The 18,184-nt window shown below is 39.8% G+C and carries 15 protein-coding genes; 6 read left to right on the top strand and 9 right to left on the bottom strand.

The window, feature by feature from the left end; genetic code table 11:
* Positions 1-17: 17 nt before the first annotated feature.
* The 3 genes from ATE92_RS03845 to ATE92_RS03835 all read right to left on the bottom strand — a co-directional run bounded on the left by ATE92_RS03845 (position 18) and on the right by ATE92_RS03835 (position 3,082).
* The gene (locus tag ATE92_RS03845; RefSeq protein WP_100802439.1) at positions 18-692 is read right to left on the bottom strand and encodes a hypothetical protein; all 675 of its coding nucleotides are present in this window, start codon (positions 690-692) and stop codon (positions 18-20) included.
* Between the two features lie 6 nt (positions 693-698).
* The gene (locus tag ATE92_RS03840; protein WP_100802438.1) at positions 699-1,877 is read right to left on the bottom strand and encodes an acyl-CoA dehydrogenase family protein; all 1,179 of its coding nucleotides are present in this window, start codon (positions 1,875-1,877) and stop codon (positions 699-701) included.
* A gap of 86 nt (positions 1,878-1,963) precedes the next feature.
* Entirely contained in the window at positions 1,964-3,082 is a 1,119-nt protein-coding gene (locus ATE92_RS03835; protein WP_232729107.1) for an SRPBCC family protein, read from the bottom strand.
* Positions 3,083-3,124: 42 nt separating this feature from the next.
* On the opposite strand from ATE92_RS03835, the gene ATE92_RS03830 reads away from it, so the two are divergent.
* On the top strand, positions 3,125-4,435 hold the full coding sequence (locus tag ATE92_RS03830; RefSeq protein ID WP_100802436.1) for an amino acid permease: 1,311 nt from the start codon (positions 3,125-3,127) through the stop codon (positions 4,433-4,435).
* Positions 4,432-5,307, top strand: a complete 876-nt coding sequence (locus tag ATE92_RS03825) for a dimethylarginine dimethylaminohydrolase family protein (RefSeq protein WP_100802435.1) — start codon at positions 4,432-4,434, stop codon at positions 5,305-5,307. Before ATE92_RS03830 ends, ATE92_RS03825 begins: the two co-directional genes overlap by 4 nt.
* Here the strand turns inward: ATE92_RS03825 and ATE92_RS03820 are convergent, their stop codons facing one another.
* The 3 genes from ATE92_RS03820 to ATE92_RS03810 form a co-directional block, all read right to left on the bottom strand.
* Positions 5,308-5,967: a tRNA1(Val) (adenine(37)-N6)-methyltransferase gene (locus ATE92_RS03820; protein WP_100802434.1), complete on the bottom strand. Its 660-nt coding sequence runs from the start codon at positions 5,965-5,967 to the stop codon at positions 5,308-5,310.
* Between the two features lie 215 nt (positions 5,968-6,182).
* A complete protein-coding gene (gene rimM, locus ATE92_RS03815) occupies positions 6,183-6,707 on the bottom strand; it encodes a ribosome maturation factor RimM (protein ID WP_100802433.1) in 525 nt (174 codons plus the stop codon).
* A gap of 11 nt (positions 6,708-6,718) precedes the next feature.
* Positions 6,719-7,420, bottom strand: a complete 702-nt coding sequence (locus ATE92_RS03810) for a 30S ribosomal protein S16 (protein WP_100802432.1) — start codon at positions 7,418-7,420, stop codon at positions 6,719-6,721.
* A gap of 133 nt (positions 7,421-7,553) precedes the next feature.
* On the opposite strand from ATE92_RS03810, the gene ATE92_RS03805 reads away from it, so the two are divergent.
* The 3 genes from ATE92_RS03805 to ATE92_RS03795 all read left to right on the top strand — a co-directional run bounded on the left by ATE92_RS03805 (position 7,554) and on the right by ATE92_RS03795 (position 13,068).
* Positions 7,554-8,354, top strand: coding sequence for a DUF6252 family protein (locus ATE92_RS03805; RefSeq protein WP_100802431.1), 801 nt, complete (start codon positions 7,554-7,556; stop codon positions 8,352-8,354).
* A gap of 140 nt (positions 8,355-8,494) precedes the next feature.
* Complete coding sequence (dnaE, locus tag ATE92_RS03800) at positions 8,495-12,844, top strand: DNA polymerase III subunit alpha (RefSeq protein WP_100802430.1); 4,350 nt, start codon at positions 8,495-8,497, stop codon at positions 12,842-12,844.
* Between the two features lie 32 nt (positions 12,845-12,876).
* Positions 12,877-13,068: a hypothetical protein gene (locus tag ATE92_RS03795; protein ID WP_100802429.1), complete on the top strand. Its 192-nt coding sequence runs from the start codon at positions 12,877-12,879 to the stop codon at positions 13,066-13,068.
* Here ATE92_RS03795 and ATE92_RS03790 read toward each other — a convergent pair.
* Genes ATE92_RS03790 through ATE92_RS03780 form a run of 3 tightly spaced genes read right to left on the bottom strand, consistent with a single transcriptional unit; the run spans position 13,045 to position 17,240 of the window.
* Positions 13,045-13,686 (bottom strand): hypothetical protein, encoded by a 642-nt coding sequence (locus ATE92_RS03790; protein ID WP_100802428.1) that lies wholly within the window; start codon positions 13,684-13,686, stop codon positions 13,045-13,047. The genes ATE92_RS03795 and ATE92_RS03790 overlap by 24 nt on opposite strands.
* The gene (locus ATE92_RS03785) at positions 13,687-16,023 is read right to left on the bottom strand and encodes a sensor histidine kinase (protein WP_100802427.1); all 2,337 of its coding nucleotides are present in this window, start codon (positions 16,021-16,023) and stop codon (positions 13,687-13,689) included.
* Positions 16,020-17,240 (bottom strand): DNA cytosine methyltransferase, encoded by a 1,221-nt coding sequence (locus tag ATE92_RS03780; protein ID WP_100802426.1) that lies wholly within the window; start codon positions 17,238-17,240, stop codon positions 16,020-16,022. The genes ATE92_RS03785 and ATE92_RS03780 overlap by 4 nt, the downstream gene beginning before the upstream one ends.
* A 543-nt stretch (positions 17,241-17,783) precedes the next feature.
* Between ATE92_RS03780 and trxA the strand changes: the two genes are divergently transcribed.
* Positions 17,784-18,101, top strand: a complete 318-nt coding sequence (trxA, locus tag ATE92_RS03775; RefSeq protein ID WP_100802425.1) for a thioredoxin — start codon at positions 17,784-17,786, stop codon at positions 18,099-18,101.
* Positions 18,102-18,184 lie beyond the last annotated feature (83 nt).

Genomic DNA, 18,184 nt, shown 5'->3' with positions numbered 1-18,184 from the left:
GTGAGGAATAGTGCCCTTTACTGGGTCTTCAGTTCTACTCCGTGAAAAGGGCAATACTTCCATTTTCCGGAATGTAAGACACCGTCTTTCGGACATTTTTTTTCAATCAACACACTGGCCAACGGAAGTTGCAGGTCTTTCTTAAAACGACCAAGAGACAGGGAAATGGTTTCATTTCCAACAGGATTAATGGCAAAAGTCTCTTTTGACCTATCACCTGTCATAAAAACGAAGTGCATGTTTTTCCCCATATCACCAAGCATACTTGCCATCATAGGGGAAATCATTAAAACAAAATTTTGCAAATCGGGTGCAATATCTTTTGGAGCAACTATTTTTAATTTCTCACCTTTATACGTCACACTAAAATCTTCAAGAATTTGATCCAACGAATCATAGGTTACCCCGCCAAAATATCCAATTTTACCCTTTACAACCGCAAAGAGTTCAAGCCCTTCCATAAGTTCTTTTAAGGCGTCCGCATCAGATTGTGCCGCAGTAGGATCCTGAGCATTGGATGCGTTCCAAAATTCGAAAGGAATCCACCAAACCATATCCATGGTATCGGGGTCATCACTCATAAACTGAGTTTCGGTCATTAAAGCATCGATGCTTATGTCCTTTGGATCTTTCGCCTGCCCGAATAGTGTTAATCCAAAACTTAAGAGAACGATACTAAAAATGCTTTTCATACTTTCTTACTTAAATGCGCTTAGTCCGGTAATATCAAGTCCCGTGATTAACAAATGTATATCGTGAGTGCCTTCATAGGTGATTACACTTTCCAGATTCATAGAATGACGCATAATGCTGTATTCCCCTGTAATTCCCATGCCGCCTAATATTTGTCTTGCTTCGCGAGCTATGTTAATTGCCATATCTACATTATTCCTTTTTGCCATGGAAATTTGGGGAGAAGTTGCTTTTCCTTCGTTTCGTAGCACACCCAGGCGCCAGGTTAGTAGTTGTGCTTTGGTGATTTCGGTAATCATTTCAGCCAACTTTTTTTGCTGTAACTGAAATGCTCCAATAGGTTTTCCAAACTGAATTCGTTCTTTCGAATAACGCAAAGCAGTATCGTAGCAGTCCATGGCTGCACCGATGGCTCCCCAGGCAATTCCGTAGCGTGCCGAATCTAAACAGCCAAGCGGAGCACCTAAGCCCGATTTATTAGGTAATAAATTTTCTTTGGGAACTTTTACATTGTCAAAAATAAGCTCTCCTGTTGCCGAAGCCCGAAGCGACCATTTATTATGTGTTTCGGGAGTGGTGAAACCTTCCATGCCACGCTCCACTATGAGTCCGTGGATTCTTCCGCTTTCGTCTTTTGCCCAAACAACAGCTACTTGTGCAAAGGGCGCATTGCTAATCCACATTTTGGCTCCGTTCAGTAAATAGTGATCTCCCTTATCCTTAAAGTTGGTCACCATTCCGCCGGGATTACTTCCGTGGTCGGGTTCGGTCAAACCAAAACAACCCATCCATTCACCCGTTGCCAATTTTGGCAAGTATTTTTTACGCTGTTCCTCATTCCCGTATTTCCAGATAGGATACATTACCAGTGAAGATTGTACAGAGGCAGTACTTCGCACACCACTGTCCCCACGTTCAATTTCCTGCATGATAAGTCCGTACGAAATCTGGTCCAATCCGGCTCCCCCGTACTCTTCAGGAATGTAGGGTCCAAAGGCTCCAATTTCGGCTAATCCGGAAATAATCTGTTCCGGAAATTCAGCTTTTTGAGCGTATTCTTCTATAATGGGAGATACATCACGCTTTACCCATTCACGGGCTGCGTCGCGCACTAATTTATGTTCGTCTGAAAGTAATTCGTCCAGGTTGTAGTAATCGGGAGCTTCAAATAAATCGGGTTTCATATACGTACTTTTTCGGTCGTCAAATTTAGGGTATTGCGAACGAATAACCCATTTAATTGAAGAAAAAACTTTTCAGAAAAAAGAAATCAGGCATTCAGAAATTCGGCGAGCAAACGATGAAAATGATGTACTCCTTTTTCGCGGGTGGGCGAAAAACGCCCGGCTTTATAAAACGAGGAATTCACCCCTTTTTGCACATTTTCGACTACAAATTCGTCTTCTCGTTCCACCTTTTCGAGAGCACTTCCGGCGCCTTTGTCCAGTTTGGAAGGATCGTAGACATAAGAAACAAAGGAAACCTTGGTTCTGTTCAGCGAAAGCGGTTTTACAACATTTATGGAAAGCCCCCAGGGGTAAAAATTAAACATCATATTGGGAAATACCCAATAATAATAGGCAGCAACTTTTTTTCCGTAATCGGGATGTCCTTCCGGGAAATCGAATACCTCGGTTGCCTCATTGGTATAGCCAATTTGGAGGTTGCAGTGTTCGTATACTTCGGTTTTATAAGTGCCGTAATCCAAAGTCGCGTTCAGGCCTTCATGTACAAAGGGAATATGAAATCCTTCCAGATAATTGTCGCAATACAAGGCCCAATGTGCGTGCACCAGGAAGTCTTTAGACAGAGCGTTGTTCAGTGAAAATTCGTCCAAGGGAAGAAAACCTACCCGTTCCTTCATTTTGTCCAGCACCTTTTTAAAATCGAAAGTTGGGTTGAGACCCACAAACAACAGTGGACCCCATTTTTCCAAGGGGAATTTGTGTAAATTATCACAGGGTCTCGGGAAATCGGCTGCTGTTTCAAATTCGGGCATGCTTTCAAAAGTTCCATCCAGTTTAAAGCGTCTTCCGTGATAGGTACAGATTAATTTTTTGGATTTATTAGGGTGTAAAGCCACCAGATTTCCACGGTGGGTACACACATTGGTTAAACAATGTATAGCGTCATCGGCATCCCGGGTAAGCAATAAAGGCTCTGTAAGATAGCTTTCAAGTAATACAAATGGGTAGACAGCCTGCGGAAGACTAACAAGATTCTCATCACCAATCCATTGCCAGGATTTTAAAAAAACCTTCTCCTTGATAGCGTCAAACACCTCCTGATCTCTGTAAAAGGCAGCGGGCAAGGTCTCTGCCTTAGTAATATCGGGATCTATGGTAAACTTCGCTTTCATCGATTTAATAACTGTATATTTAACATTCATTAAATGTAAGTAATTAAACTTAATTCTTTATTTCTAAAGCTAATGGGGAAAGAACCGCAAAAAATAGGACTAATAACAACGACCTCTCTAGTAGTGGGAAATATGATTGGCGTTGGAATTTTTGTACTGCCTGCGGCCTTAGCTGCTTATGGAAGCATTAGTCTTCTGGGTTGGGTGTTTACAGCTGCCGGAGCACTGATTCTGGCAAAAATATTTAGCAATTTTAGTGTGCTAGTCGTTAATAAAAGTGGGGGTCCATACACCTTTGTGCGTGCCGGGTTTGGCGATTTTTTGGGCTTCTTAATCGCCTGGGGATATTGGATTTCTTGTTGGGTAAGTAACGGAGCTATTGCAATTGCAATAGTGGGTGCCTTGAGTTTTTTCTTCCCCGAATTAACAACTAGTCCTATTTTATCTGTAAGTCTTGGGTTGTTTTTTATTTGGTTCTTTACCTGGATAAATTCTCGAGGGGTAAAAACATCGGGGCAGGTACAGGTGGTAACAACAGTTTTAAAAATTTTACCGCTGCTTTTTGTCATCTTACTGGGAATCTTCTTTTTTGACATCGCAAATTTTCCGAAATTTAATTTAACGGGGGAAAGTGATTTTGCAACTGTTGCTACAGTGGCCACTTTAACTTTATATGCTTTTTTAGGTATTGAATGTGCTACCATCCCCGCAGAGAATGTTGAGAATCCCGAGGTGACTGTTCCAAGAGCAACTATGTATGGAACCATTATTACAACCAGTTTGTATATATTGGGTACCATTGTTTTATTCGGAATTTTACCGATTGATATACTTAAAAATTCGCCTGCTCCTTTTGCTGAAGCCGCCAATTTAATTGGAGGAGAATACTCAGGCTACTTTGTCGCTATTGGAGTGATTATTTCAGGTTTAGGAGTGTTAAATGGCTGGATTTTAGTTACAGGTCAGGTGCCTTTAGCCACTGCAAAAGATAATTTATTCCCTCGAATATTTAAGCGAGAAAATAAAAAGGGGGCTCCTATTTTTGGGCTCATTATAGGCAGCGTTTTATCTTCTATTGTCATGCTTATGAATTTCACGGAAGGCTTAGTAGATCAGTTCACTTTTATAGCTGAAATAACTGTTTTTTCAGTCTTGATACCCTATGTATTTACAGCCGCGGCGTATGCCTTGGTTTTAATTCAGAAAAAATTACACGCCAATAGTTGGGTTAAAACTTTTGTGCTAGCCGGTTTAGGATTTGCGTATTCGGTATGGGCCGTTTATGGCTCCGGAAGGGATACGGTCTTTTATGGTTTTATATTACTTTTACTTGGTGTTCCTTTTTATATCATGATGAAATGGAATCAAAAAAATAAGTTATGACCACACACCATTCAGAATTTTTAAAATTGGAATCGGTTTTTATCAAGCCGGCTAAGAACGCCTTCGTTTCAGATCAATTACTCGAAAAACAATGGCGGGATTTGAATTATTTGTCTCAGCCCTATTTCCGGCAGGCGAACGAAGAATACAATTTGTTTGAAACAACCCTGAAAAATGCGGCTGTCCAAATACATCATTTTCCAAAAGATGAAAGTCTCTCCATCGATTCTATTTATTGCAGGGATGCTGCTATTGCAACCGATTTCGGGATGATTCTCTGCAATATGGGAAAGCCGGGCAGAGTAAAAGAACCGACTGCCCAAAAGCAGGTGTATTTAGACAATAGCATCCCCGTTTTAGGCGAAATTACTGCGCCGGGAACGCTGGAAGGAGGCGATGTGGCATGGTTGGATGAAAAAACCTTAGCCGTGGGTCATACCTATAGAACCAACGAAGCCGGAATTGCTCAACTAAAAGCACTTTTGGAGCCCAAAGGAATTGAAATAATTGTAGCCGAATTGCCTCACTATAAGGGAAAGTCGGATGTGTTTCATCTTATGTCGATTTTAAGTCCGGTGGCCAAAGATCTCGCTGTGGTTTATTCACCGCTCATGCCTATTAAATTCAGGAATGAATTGCTCAATAGAGGGTTTCAACTTGTTGAGGTTCCCGAAGCCGAATTCGATTCGATGGGCTGTAATGTGTTGGCAATCGCCCCCCGAAAGTGTATTATGGTGGCGGGAAATCCAGTCACTCAAAAAGCGCTTGAAGCTGCAGGTTGTGAGGTAATCGCCTATGAAGGGGAACACATTAGTGTAAAAGGCGGCGGCGGACCAACCTGTTTAACCCGACCTATGTTGCGGAGCTTCTAATTACAATTTCAGATAAAAATCCTGTACCAGGGCTTTGTAATCCTCGGTGTAATTATGTCGTGTGGTTTCGATGGTAAGTTGTGTAATTTCAGGAGGGGTTTTTCTGAAAGAGAATTCCATCAAACTTCTTTTTTCTTCGGAAGTGGCTGTGCCGCGTACATGACAAATTCTGTTGGGAAATAAATTTACTTCCGAAGCCAATTTCGTAAAACTTACTTCCTCCTTTTTCGGGATAATAACAGCAAAGCATCCTGCATCGCTCAGTAAGGAACCGACTCCGTCAATCAATTCGTGAAAAGGCAGCGCCTCTGCAAATCGGGCGGTGTCCCGGGAAGCGTCTTCACTCTTATAATCGTCTGTATAAAACGGCGGATTGGAAACAATAAGGTCGTATGAATCGTCCATTTCGGCCACAAATTCATCCAAGCCCGCATGATAGCAAAACAAGCGGTCGGCCCAGGGGGAATTTTCAAAATTTTCGACACACTGTTCGTATGCGTTTTCATCGATTTCAATGGCATCTATCATCTCGGCTCTGCTGCGTTGCGCCAGTTGTAAGGCAATTACACCCGTTCCGGCACCAATGTCGAGAATAGAGAAGGGGTTGTCTTTTAGTGAAACCCAGGCACCCAGTAAAACTCCGTCTGTCCCTATTTTCATGGCACAGCGGTCCTGCTGAATACTGAATTGTTTGAATTTGAAGGGCTTCAATACTGATTTGCGATTTGGGATTTACGATTTGCGATTTGAGATTTTCAAAAAGCAATAATGTTCTTCTGCTTAATTATTATTAGATGAATCCTGTCTTTTTTCTTTTATCTAAAAGCACAGCGATCTTTGGTCTTTAATGAATTTGAAATTTGGAATTTTACTCTTTACAAATATAGTTCGATGAGTCCCTCCGGCACATCTAAAAGGATGGTTTTGGCGGTTCGATCCACCTTTTTAATAAAATTGTCGTTTATGGGAATGAGAATTTCTTTTCCGTCCCGGTTAATTTCAAAAAGAGCTTGTGCAGTGGTATCATTTACGCCGACAATGGTTCCCACTTCCCCAAAGGAAATGTCCTGTACGACATATCCGATGATTTCGTGATAATAAAATTGAGTTCCTGTAAGTTTGGGTAACATATTCAAGGGGAGGTATAACGCCGCGCCTATAAGTCCGTTAGCATCTGCCTCGGAGGTGACTTCTTCAAACTTTACACGAAGTAATTCCGATTTATGCAGGGAGCTTTCTGCAATAAAAAATGGAATCAAGTTGTTGTGTTGTTCCACAAAAACCGATTCCATTTTTACAAATTGTTCGGGGTCGTCTGTATCTAATTTTACAAGCAATTCCCCTTTAAAGCTATACTTCTTAACGATTTTGCCTAAGTAGAAGCAATTCTCCTTTTGCATCGTTACTTAGTTTACTCTTCTTCTTTTGCAGCTTCAGCAGCAGGAGCCTCTTCGGCAACTTTCTCTTCAGCAGCAGGAGCTTCAGGTGCTTTTTCGGCAACTTTCTCTTCAGCAGCAGGAGCTTCTTCAGCAACTTTCTCTTCAGCAGCAGGAGCTTCTTCAGCAACTACTTCTTCAGCCGGAGCAGCTTCAGTAGCTTCAACAGCCTCTGTAGTTTCAGCAGCAACCTCTTCGGCAGCTACTTCTTCTTCAGCAGGGGCTAGTGCAGCAGCAGCATCGGCAGTACGTTTTTCGTTTACTACTTTTTCAGCAGCAAGTGCTTCGGCTTTTGCTTTTTTCTGAGCATCAGAAAGTTTAGCACGCTTGTTATCAACAGCAGTTGCTTTTTCTTCCAACCATGCGTTGAATTTTTCTTCGGCTTGTTCTTCGGTTAACGCTCCTTTACGCACACCACCGGCAAGGTGATGCTTTAATAACACTCCTTTATACGAAAGGATTGCTCTTGCAGTATCGGTTGGTTGTGCTCCGTTTTGAAGCCATTTTACTGCACCATCAACGTCAATTTCGATTTGTGCAGGGTTAACTGTTGGATTGTAAATTCCTAATTTATCAAGGTATTTACCATCTCTTTTTGAGCGCGCATCTGCGGCTACGATCCAGTAATAAGGCTTCCCTTTCTTACCGTGTCTTTGTAATCTGATCTTTACAGGCATAAAAATTAATTTTTGGGGTTCACGACCCCGGTTATAATTAAGGACGGCAAAGATACTATATTTTTTTTCTGAAATTCAATAGATTAAACTTTTTCTTTTACATTTGTGACATACCATAAATGCCCAAATCATTATGAGACATTTTATACTTATCATTTTTGCAGCAATTCTTTTATCGGGTTGTGAAGATACTCAAACCAACAGTCCGGCATTACAAACCGAACTTGACAATATCTTTTTTAAGGCGATCGATGCTCGTGCAATAGAAAACGAAGACGGTTCGTTTAACATTCTGGGTGTTACTCAGGATGAAACACTTACCTTACATATTAATAAAGCCCAGTTAGGAATTTATCCTTTAGGAGCAGGCCAGCCTAACTACGCGACCTTCGAGGATGCTAATGGAAATATTTATTCTTCCAATCCTGAAGGTAGTGGTGAGATAATACTAACCGATAGATGCATTTCTTGTGGGTTACTTACAGGAACATTTAAATTTACATCGGTATTGGCCGGAATAGATACGATTGTCGCTCAAAAAGGACTCTTTTTTGAAGTGAAATTTCCTGTCGCTTCAGACGATAACGAACCCACCAATGCAGGGACTTTTGTCGCCCAAATTAATGGAACCCCTTTTAATGCATTTACAGTGGCTGCTGCAAATACCGGAAATAATATCATTATTACGGGAAGTACTTCTTCAACAACTATTTTGCTGCGCATGCCCATCGAAATTACATCGGGAACACACATCTTGCCTATGGCAGGTTTTCAGGCCACATTAACCAACGGTGCCGGGACCCAAACAGCACAGGCAGGTACTTTTATTATCGTGGAGCATAATGTTGCTTCCAAAACCATAAAAGGAACCTTTTCATTCGATACAGGAACAACTATTGTTTCTTTGGGACAGTTCAACGTTTCTTATTTGTAACCAAACTCACAAAATATACAACCGGGCCTTGGCTCGGTTTTTTTGTTTATAACCCTCCCAAACTGTTTACAACTTTCCTTCCCTTTTAGGGATGGTTTTTCTATTTTTACCTTCTAAGGTAACACCTCATACAATCCTCCATGTACTTAATTTTTGATACCGAAACCACCGGTTTACCCCGAAATTGGAACGCGCCTTTAACCGACAGCGACAACTGGCCTCGTTGTATTCAAATTGCCTGGCAATTACACGATGCCATGGGGAATGTGGTGGAGCATGAGGATTACCTGGTACAGCCCGAAGGTTTTAATATTCCCTTTGATGCCGAAAAGATTCACGGTATTTCCACCGAACTGGCGCAACAACAAGGTATTCCTTTGGCTGAAATGATTGAAAAATTCACCGAAGCGCTTTCCAAAACCAAATACGTAGTAGGACAAAACGTAGGCTTCGATCTCAACATCATGGGGGCCGAATTTTTACGCCTTGGCATGGAAAATCCCTTGCCAAAATTTCCTGTCCTCGATACATGCACCGAAACCACTGCACAACTCTGTCAGTTGCCCGGCGGACGAGGAGGTAAATTCAAACTCCCTACGCTTACCGAATTACATGAATTTCTGTTTCAACAGCCTTTTGAAGAAGCGCATAATGCTACAGCCGATGTGGAAGCTACTACGCGTTGTTTCCTGGAATTGGTACGCCGACAAATTTTTACTTTAGAAGAATTAGACGTACAACCCGATTATTTTGAGCGTTTTTCGGAAGAGAATCCGAAGGAAATTAAATTGCTGGGGCTTCAGCATATCAATCTTAAAAAAGCTTCAAAAAAGATAAAGGCTGCGCTCGACGCCAAAGTGGAAACGGTCGAAATTTCTTCCGAAGAAATTAAAGAAAACATTGCCACGCTTCAGGAAACTCCCTTTGCGCATTTACACAATCATTCGCAATTCTCCATCCTCCAGTCTACCTCTAGTACACAGGATTTGGTGAATGCTGCGGTAAAAAATAATATGCCCGCAGTTGCCATCACCGACAGCGGGAATATGATGGGTGCCTTTCATTTTGTACGTGCGGTAAATACCTATAACAGCTCCCTTTCAGAAGAAGAAAAACACAAAACTCTCAAAGGAATTGTGGGCTGCGAATTTTTTGTGTGCGAAGACCACACCAACAAATCGCATAAAGACAACGGCTATCAGGTGGTGTTGCTTGCCAAAAACAAGTCGGGATATCACAATCTGGCAAAAATGGCTTCTATTGCCTATACCGACGGATTTTACTACGTGCCGCGGATAGACAGAGAGGTGATTAAAAAATACAAGGACGATATTATCGTGCTTTCCGGAAGTATGTACGGGGAGGTTTCGAGCAAGATCCTCAATATTGGTGAGAATCAGGCGGAAGAAGCCTTGATTTGGTGGAAACAAGAGTTTGGAGAAGATTTCTATCTGGAAATTATGCGTCACAATCAGGAGGACGAGAACAGGGTAAACACCGTATTGATAGATTTTTCCAAAAAGCACAATGTGAAACTGGTCGCGTGCAACAATACTTACTACATCGACAAGGAAAATGCCAATGCGCACGATATTTTGCTGTGTGTAAAAGACGGGGAAAAGCAGGCAACACCCATTGGGAGAGGTCGCGGCTATCGCTACGGTCTGCCCAATCAGGAGTATTATTTCAAGTCGCAGGACGAAATGAAGGCTTTATTCAATGACCTTCCTGAAGCGATTGAAAGTATTTCTGAAATTATTTCAAAAATTGAATCCTTCAGTTTGATGCGGGATGTGTTACTTCCCAATTTTGCCATTCCGAAGGAATTTTTACACGTGGAAGATGCCGACGGTGGCAAGCGAGGAGAGAACGCCTATTTAAAATTTCTCACTTTTGAAGGCGCCAAAAAGCGCTACCCGGAAATGACCGACGAAATTCAGCAACGTTTGGATTTTGAATTGGAAGTAATTGCCAACACCGGCTATCCGGGATACTTTTTAATTGTACAGGATTTTATTGCTGAAGCCCGTAAAATGGACGTTTCGGTGGGGCCGGGAAGAGGTTCGGCGGCAGGAAGTGCTGTGGCGTATTGCCTGGGAATCACAAATATTTGCCCCATCAAGTACGACCTGCTTTTTGAGCGTTTCTTAAATCCGGATCGTGTGAGCATGCCCGATATCGATATCGATTTCGATGATGAAGGGCGTGGAAAAGTAATGGATTATGTGATTAACAAATACGGCAGCAGTCAGGTGGCGCAGATCATCACCTACGGAACCATGGCCGCAAAGTCGTCTATTCGCGATACGGCAAGAGTGTTGGATTTACCTTTGAATGACGCCGACCGTATTGCGAAGCTCATTCCCAATATGACCAAGCTGAATAAGATCTTCGGATTGAGTGACAGTGAATTGCGAAGCCGTTTCAGAAGTGACGAACTGCCAAAAGTGAATGAATTGCTAAACCTTTCGGAAGGGGAGGATCTGGAAGCACAAACTATCAATCAGGCGAAGATATTGGAAGGCTCGGTGAGAAACACCGGAATTCACGCCTGTGGAGTGATCATTACACCCAGCGATATCACCGATTTTGTGCCAATTGCCACTGCAAAGGACTCCGATTTGTACGTGACCCAATTCGATAACTCGGTGGTGGAAAGTGCCGGGCTGTTGAAAATGGACTTTCTGGGCTTAAAAACCCTTACGCTTATAAAAGATACCGTAAAAATTGTAAAGCACAAACACAATGTGTTGCTGGATCCGGACAACTTTCCGCTGGACGATGAAAAGACCTATGAACTCTTTCAACGCGGCGATACGGTAGGGATCTTTCAGTACGAATCGGCCGGGATGCAAAAACACATGAAGGACCTCAAACCTACTGTGTTTGCCGATCTTATTGCGATGAACGCTTTGTACCGTCCGGGACCCATGGAATACATCCCGAGTTTTATTAGAAGAAAGCACGGGGAGGAACAAATTAGCTATGACCTTCCGGCTATGGAAGAATTTTTAAAGGAAACCTACGGAATTACGGTCTATCAGGAGCAGGTGATGTTGCTGTCACAAAAGTTAGCCGATTTCACCAAGGGTGAGGCCGATGTGCTTCGGAAGGCGATGGGGAAAAAACAGAAATCGGTGTTGGACAAAATGAAGCCTCAGTTTATCGAACAGGCAGCTGCCAAAGGGCACGACCCCGAAAAGCTCGAAAAGATCTGGAAGGATTGGGAAGCCTTTGCGAGTTATGCCTTCAACAAATCACATTCTACCTGCTACGCCTGGATTGCGTATCAGACTGCCTATTTAAAGGCGCATTACCCTGCCGAATATATGGCGGCGGTACTGTCTAACAACATGAGCGATATCAAACAGATCTCGTTCTTTATGGAGGAATGCAAGCGCATGGGATTGGAAGTTTTGGGCCCCGATGTGAACGAATCGTTTTACAAGTTTACCGTAAACGATCGCGGCGCGGTACGCTTCGGAATGGGCGCCGTAAAAGGTGTAGGCGGCAACGCCGTAGCCACTATCGTAGATGAACGGAAGGACGGAAAGTATAAGTCGGTGTTCGATTTGGCAAAACGTATCGATTTGCGATCGGCCAACAAGAAAGCCTTTGAAAATCTGGCGTTGGCGGGAGGTTTTGACAGTTTCGATACACACAGAGCTCAGTATTTACATGACGATGGGGACGGGGTGATGTTTATTGAAAAGGTATTGCGTTATGCGGCGCGCTATCAGGAAACACAGAATTCGTCGCAGGTAAGTCTGTTTGGCGATGCCAGTGAGGTTCAAATCCCTGAACCCGAAGTACCGCCTTGCGAGCCCTGGGGCACTATGAAGAAACTGAAATTTGAAAAGGAAGTGGTGGGCATTTACATTTCGGGGCATCCTTTGGATGATTTTAAAACCGAAATGAAGAGTTTTACCAATTGCCGGGTTTCCGACTTTAATAATCTGGAACCCTTTATAAACCGCGAATTGTGTTTTGGAGGCATCGTCACCGACGTGCAACACCGTGAATCGAAGGCCGGAAAGGGCTGGGCGATCTTTGTGGTGGAAGACTACGACGACAGTTTTGAGTTTAAGATTTTTGGGGAGGAGTATTTAAAGTTTAGACACTTTTTGGTCCCCAACTCGTTTATTTATGCACGGGTGTTTGTAAAGGAGGGCTGGACCAACCGCGATACCGGCAAAAAAGGCGAACCCAGATTGCAATACAACAGTATGCAACTGTTACACGACGTAATGGACAGTCAGGCGCGGAAGTTGACCATACAGATGCCTATAGAAGATCTGGCGGAAGACACCATTAAAAGTCTGAAGGAACTATTTAAACTCCACAAGGGCGACAAACCGTTACAGTTTGTGATCTACGAGATGGAGGAAAAGGTAAAGTTGACCATGCCCAGCCGTAAGCAGAAGGTACATATCTCGCAGGAGTTGTTGGACGAACTGGAAATGGCGCAGGTGCAGTATAGGTTGAATTGATTAAAAGAGGATAGATAAAAGGGGATAGTGAAATGGACAAATTGACGAAAGAGCAGCGATTGAAAAATATGCGAGCCGTCAAAAATAAAGGTTCAAAAATTGAAAAGAAACTTGCAAAGGCGTTATGGCATAAAGGTTATCGTTATCGAAAGAATGATAAATCCGTTTTTGGAAAGCCTGATTTATCATTCAATTTATTACTAATCTTTTGCTGTTGCTTTTAGTGAATCTACGGCAGGTTTTAAGTATTTCAAATAAGTTTCACGTTGAGGGTTATCCAATTGAATTATTTCAGATAATTGTTCTAAAATATTTACCCCCTTAAAGTTATCAATAAAATGTTCTTGCAATACTCTTTTTACTAACAAATCTCCCCAATTTAATTTTGGCTCACAAAGCATTAATTCGTCTTTCAAAAGTGGTCCTTCTGAAAAAAGGTTTAAAAAACCAGTTCTTTCCATTAGCCCAATGTCATTTCTAACATTTTTTATTGATTTTCCGCTTTTTTTATATAAAAGAACTGATGGATATGTCGCCAAAACATCTAATTGATTGGCATAAGCACTGTGAATTAAAATTGGAACTCTTCTATTTTCAACACAATACTTAATATCTTCTAGAATTTCAAAATCTATTATCCCAGCATCTTCTTCCTTTTTCTGGGCCAAATCAAAAACTACTGCTTTAACTTCATCCCAATTATCATCAGAATAAATATAATCTCGCAGGTCCTCTAAAGAAACAAATACTATTGGCTTAAGTCCTAAATTTAAACCTCTTATAGCAGATTTTATTTTTCTTACAATCGGTTCTTCATCGTCGTATATAAGTATTTTACCCATTTATTTATCTAGTTTATTAATTATAAATGCCGGACCATAATCTCTGTTTTCAGCATGAATAGACCATTTATTCTTGTCAAGAATACTTTTTGTGTATGTTAATCCTAAACCACTTTTATTTTTGCCTGGTTTGTTAGAAACACCGTATTCAAAAATTATATCTATTATATCTTCAGGAATTAGTGGACCTGTATTACTAATTACTAAATTATTATTTTCAAGACTAAATAGAATTGTTCTACTATTCTCTTCACTAGTCTTTAACCAAAAAATTGCATTATTAATAATATTTAAAAAGGATATCCAAAGAGCATATTCATTATCTGTTATTTGATAGTTTTGCAGAGAAGGATCTATATCAACTTTAATATCATAATCACTAATATCTTTTTTATATAGTCTCATTACTTTTGAAAAAGATATAATTGGCTTAAATGTTCTACTTACAGATTTGCCAATTGCAGGCTCTAAAGAATCTTTTAAATCATCTAAAGTCGAAACGGCCTCTGATATAAAATTCAATTCTTCTGATATCTTATTTTTTATTTCATTTTGTTGTACTTTTTCATTTTGATCATAAATTTCCATTTCGGCAGCTCCAAGAATAGTAATAGGTTGGGCTAATTCATGATATAGTAGCTCCAAACTACTTCCTAAAGAAGCAAGCCTTTCAGCGAGGGATAACCGAAATTCAGCATTATCTAAGGCAGAATTGGTTTCCTTAATAAAATCTTGAGTTCTGTTTAGGACATTTAAATTTTGCACATTGTCATTTATGAATCTTAAATATTCCTCAGATTCAGGACGAGTATTAAATTTAGCAGTAGGTCTCCCCAAATTTTTTCTAAGCCTATAATTATATCTCAATTGCCCAATTTCCTGCATGGCCCTAAGTAACATGCCTTTAAGCTGATTAAAAGCTTTGTTTTCATAAAATCCTTCTCTATTGGTTTTCTCCTTCAAGCCATCATTTTGAGGTGAAAATAAATAGACATAACCCAAAACCAAATTTGGTCCAATATTTTTTCCGGGATCTTGAACTCTCTTTTGTCCTAACCCTAGCCAATCCTGAACACCATCAACATCACCATAAGGCTTTACTCCAAAACCATTTTTAGAGATTCTTATTCCTAATAATTTATTCAGTATATTTTTTGTTTCAGAATTTTTCTCATTTAGCAATACTCCCAACTTTTCGATAGCATCTTTTTCACGATCATATATTCTAATATCAAATATAAATTCCCCAACATCTTTATTTCTATCACTTTCAGATAATTCGAATGTTTCTTTTTTTTCTTTTCTTTTTGGTTGAATTTTATTAAAATCTGAAACATCAAAGTCTAAATTTTTAGGAAAATTATCACCCTCTAATCTATTAAAATATAGGAAACCATTTAACTTGCCATTTGAATCAACCTTTCCTATCGCCCTGTAACTATATCCTTTAAGTATTTTTAGTGGAGTAACTTCATGTAGTTCTAAGGATTCAGAATTAGATTCAATTAAATTTGTTCCGAAATTTAATTGGAAAGTACTATTTTCATTAGCAATCGCAATTTTATTAGAAATAATTTTCTTTTCAATAAGCTCTTTCTGTATTAATTCGCTCATTGCTAAGGGAGTAATTAATACTCCTAAGGACTTCATTATACTTGTATCTTCAAATTTAAGTTCATTCTCATTCTTACTAAACTCATCAATCATTAAGTTTTGAAGGCTGGCATCAACGTTCTCTATAATAATTAAAGTGCCCTCAAGAAAATCTCCACAAGCATCAGAATTAATTAAAGAAATTAAAGATTCATTTTTATCTTGTTTTCTAATTTCTAAATATTCTTCTTCTTCAAATAAATCCTTGTAATTAATAATTTCATCCCCTGGAAATTCAATTCGATTTAATAGTACTTCTTCTTGAAATTGGTTAGAGTCTAAACTAAGCCAATTATAATTTATACAATCAGAAGTTTTAGATATAACGGTCAATCGTTGTCCTAATGCCATAGCTGCAAGCCGACCAATGCCTTTGTTACCTAAAAATTTTCTATTAAATATTTCACTATGGGTCTTCTTTCTTTTTGAGCTAACAGAGGGTTGAAGCCATTCTCCAAACAAAACATCATCTGCCATTCCCACTCCATTATCGATAATAAACACGAAAGATTTAGCAACATTTATTTCTATATTTATGTAAACATTTACTTTGGTCGCATCAGCATCATATCCATTTTTCACAAGCTCATTAATTGCAGATGTTGGATGACCAATTAATTCCTCCCCCATTTGGATAATAGACCTAGCTCCAGGCTGAAAGGAATGTTTTCTAGTTGTAATCATAGTTTATTTTTTATTGCTTTTGCAATAGAATAGGCCATTAATGGTGGTACAGCATTGCCAATTTGCTTAAATGCGGCGGAACGAGAGCCTTCAAAATAAAAATCGTCAGGGAAGGATTGCAACCTAGCAGCTTCTCTTACTGAAATCGAACGACATTGTTTTATGTCAGGATGGATATAGTAGTGCCCATCTTTGGCAATATGAGCAACAACTGTATGAGAAACTCCTTTGCCATTTACAACTTTGAATCTATCTGCAAATGAAGATTCGTTCTTATGAGTCTTTAATTCTTTAGGCAAATCAGGATATTTTAAACGTTCTTCATTCTTGTCCCATTTTTCTATAGCTATTTTATAGATCTTTAAATCTCGGGCATTATGTGGTCTTGAAATATGTTGTGTAACAAAGTCGACACCGTTTCGTAATTCAAACCTTTTTAAGTAATCATTTTTAGGAATAGTGTAGTCTGCTACGTGTAATGCTTCGCCAGACTTTAGTTTAGGTAAATCTTGAAAAATATCGTTAACAGTAGTTTCTACTTTTATTTTTTTAATTTCTGGGAAGCCATAATCGATGTTCTTTTTCCAGCCAACAATAATTATTCTTTTTCGAGCTTGAAGTACTCCGTAATCGGCAGCATTTAGGGTATCATGATAAACTTCATAGCCGATTTTGCGAAAATATGCTTTGAGATTTTTGAAATGTTGTCCTTTGTTGGCACTTAATAAACCTGGCACATTTTCAAAAACAAATGCTTTAGGCTCATAATGTTTTAAGAATCTTCCATATTGGATATATAGTTTATTTCTTGGGTCGTTTTCAATATTTTCGTGATGTCTGCCAAGTAGAGAATATGCTTGACATGGCGGGCCGCCAATTATTAAATCAACCTTTTTTTTATTTAAAGTTTTGTCAATTTTTGAAAATATTGATTTTATCGAATCATCTGTAATTTCTATATTTAAAACAGAATCTAAAATATCTTTAGGAACTTGGCTGTATAATTCTTCTCTTGAAATTTCTCCTTTTAGATAATCAAAGTAAAATTTTTCCTTTCCATTTTTTGTAACGAAATGATAAACCGCTCTAGTTCTAATAGAATCACAAGCATATTTATCCATTTCAATGTGTGAAATAGGATTTAAGCCAGCTTGGATAAACCCTTCGGACATACCAGATGCTCCTGCGAATAAATCTATGAAGTTCAGTTCATTCATTTTATTTACTCGTTTTTATATTTCAAGAAATTCTTTCGAGTGACTTTTACCTTATTTATTGATCTGTCAGTAAGATGCTTTCCGAGAAAAGTCATATTCATCCATTTATGATTGTTCTTTACAAAGTAAACAAAAGTTTCGATTAGGAGAACAAAAGTAGCTAAATAACTTACTAGTGTGTTTATTCAAATTGAGAGGCAGTAGAAAGTGAATGCTCATTTTGTTTCCCCGCGTTAGGGATAGCAGCGAAAAGCCCACAGCGATGCGCGAGGACTTGTAGCGGATAGCCCGGTCCGCCTTAGGCGGAAACGCCCACCCACCTCTAAAGAGACGTTCGGGCAGGCCCGCCTAAACTATAGCTGCGCTCGGAGAAGCTCCCATATTTCTGGAGGTTTGTTCAGTTAAGCACGTCTATAATAAACGAGAAATTGGGACGAGCCCGCATAAACAAAACCAATGCTGCGATTGTCTAAAGTAATGTTAAGCGTGTAAGATTTCGGGAAATAATTGACTATTTTTGTCTAACATTTAAAAATTATTGCAATGGCTTTAGAAATAACAGACGCAACGTTTGAACAAACAGTATTAAAAAGTGACAAACCGGTAATGGTGGATTTTTGGGCCGCATGGTGCGGACCTTGCCGTATGGTAGGACCTATCATCGACCAAATTAGTGAAGAATACGACGGGAAAGCCGTGGTTGGAAAGGTAGATGTAGATGCAAACCAGGAGTTTGCCGCAAAATACGGAGTGCGAAACATTCCTACAGTATTGATATTTAACAAAGGTGAATTGGTAGGACGACAAGTAGGTGTAGCGCCTAAAAATGTATATGCCGAGGCCATCGATTCGCTTTTATAACAGTTTATAGAAATAATATGTAAAAGGCTTGGCAGTATGCTGAGCCTTTTCTTATTTTAGTGAATTAGTAAAAATTAAACAAG

It is taken from the genome of Ulvibacter sp. MAR_2010_11, assembly GCF_002813135.1.
GTDB lineage: Bacteria > Bacteroidota > Bacteroidia > Flavobacteriales > Flavobacteriaceae > Altibacter.
This window is presented reverse-complemented; position numbering and strand designations above follow the sequence as displayed.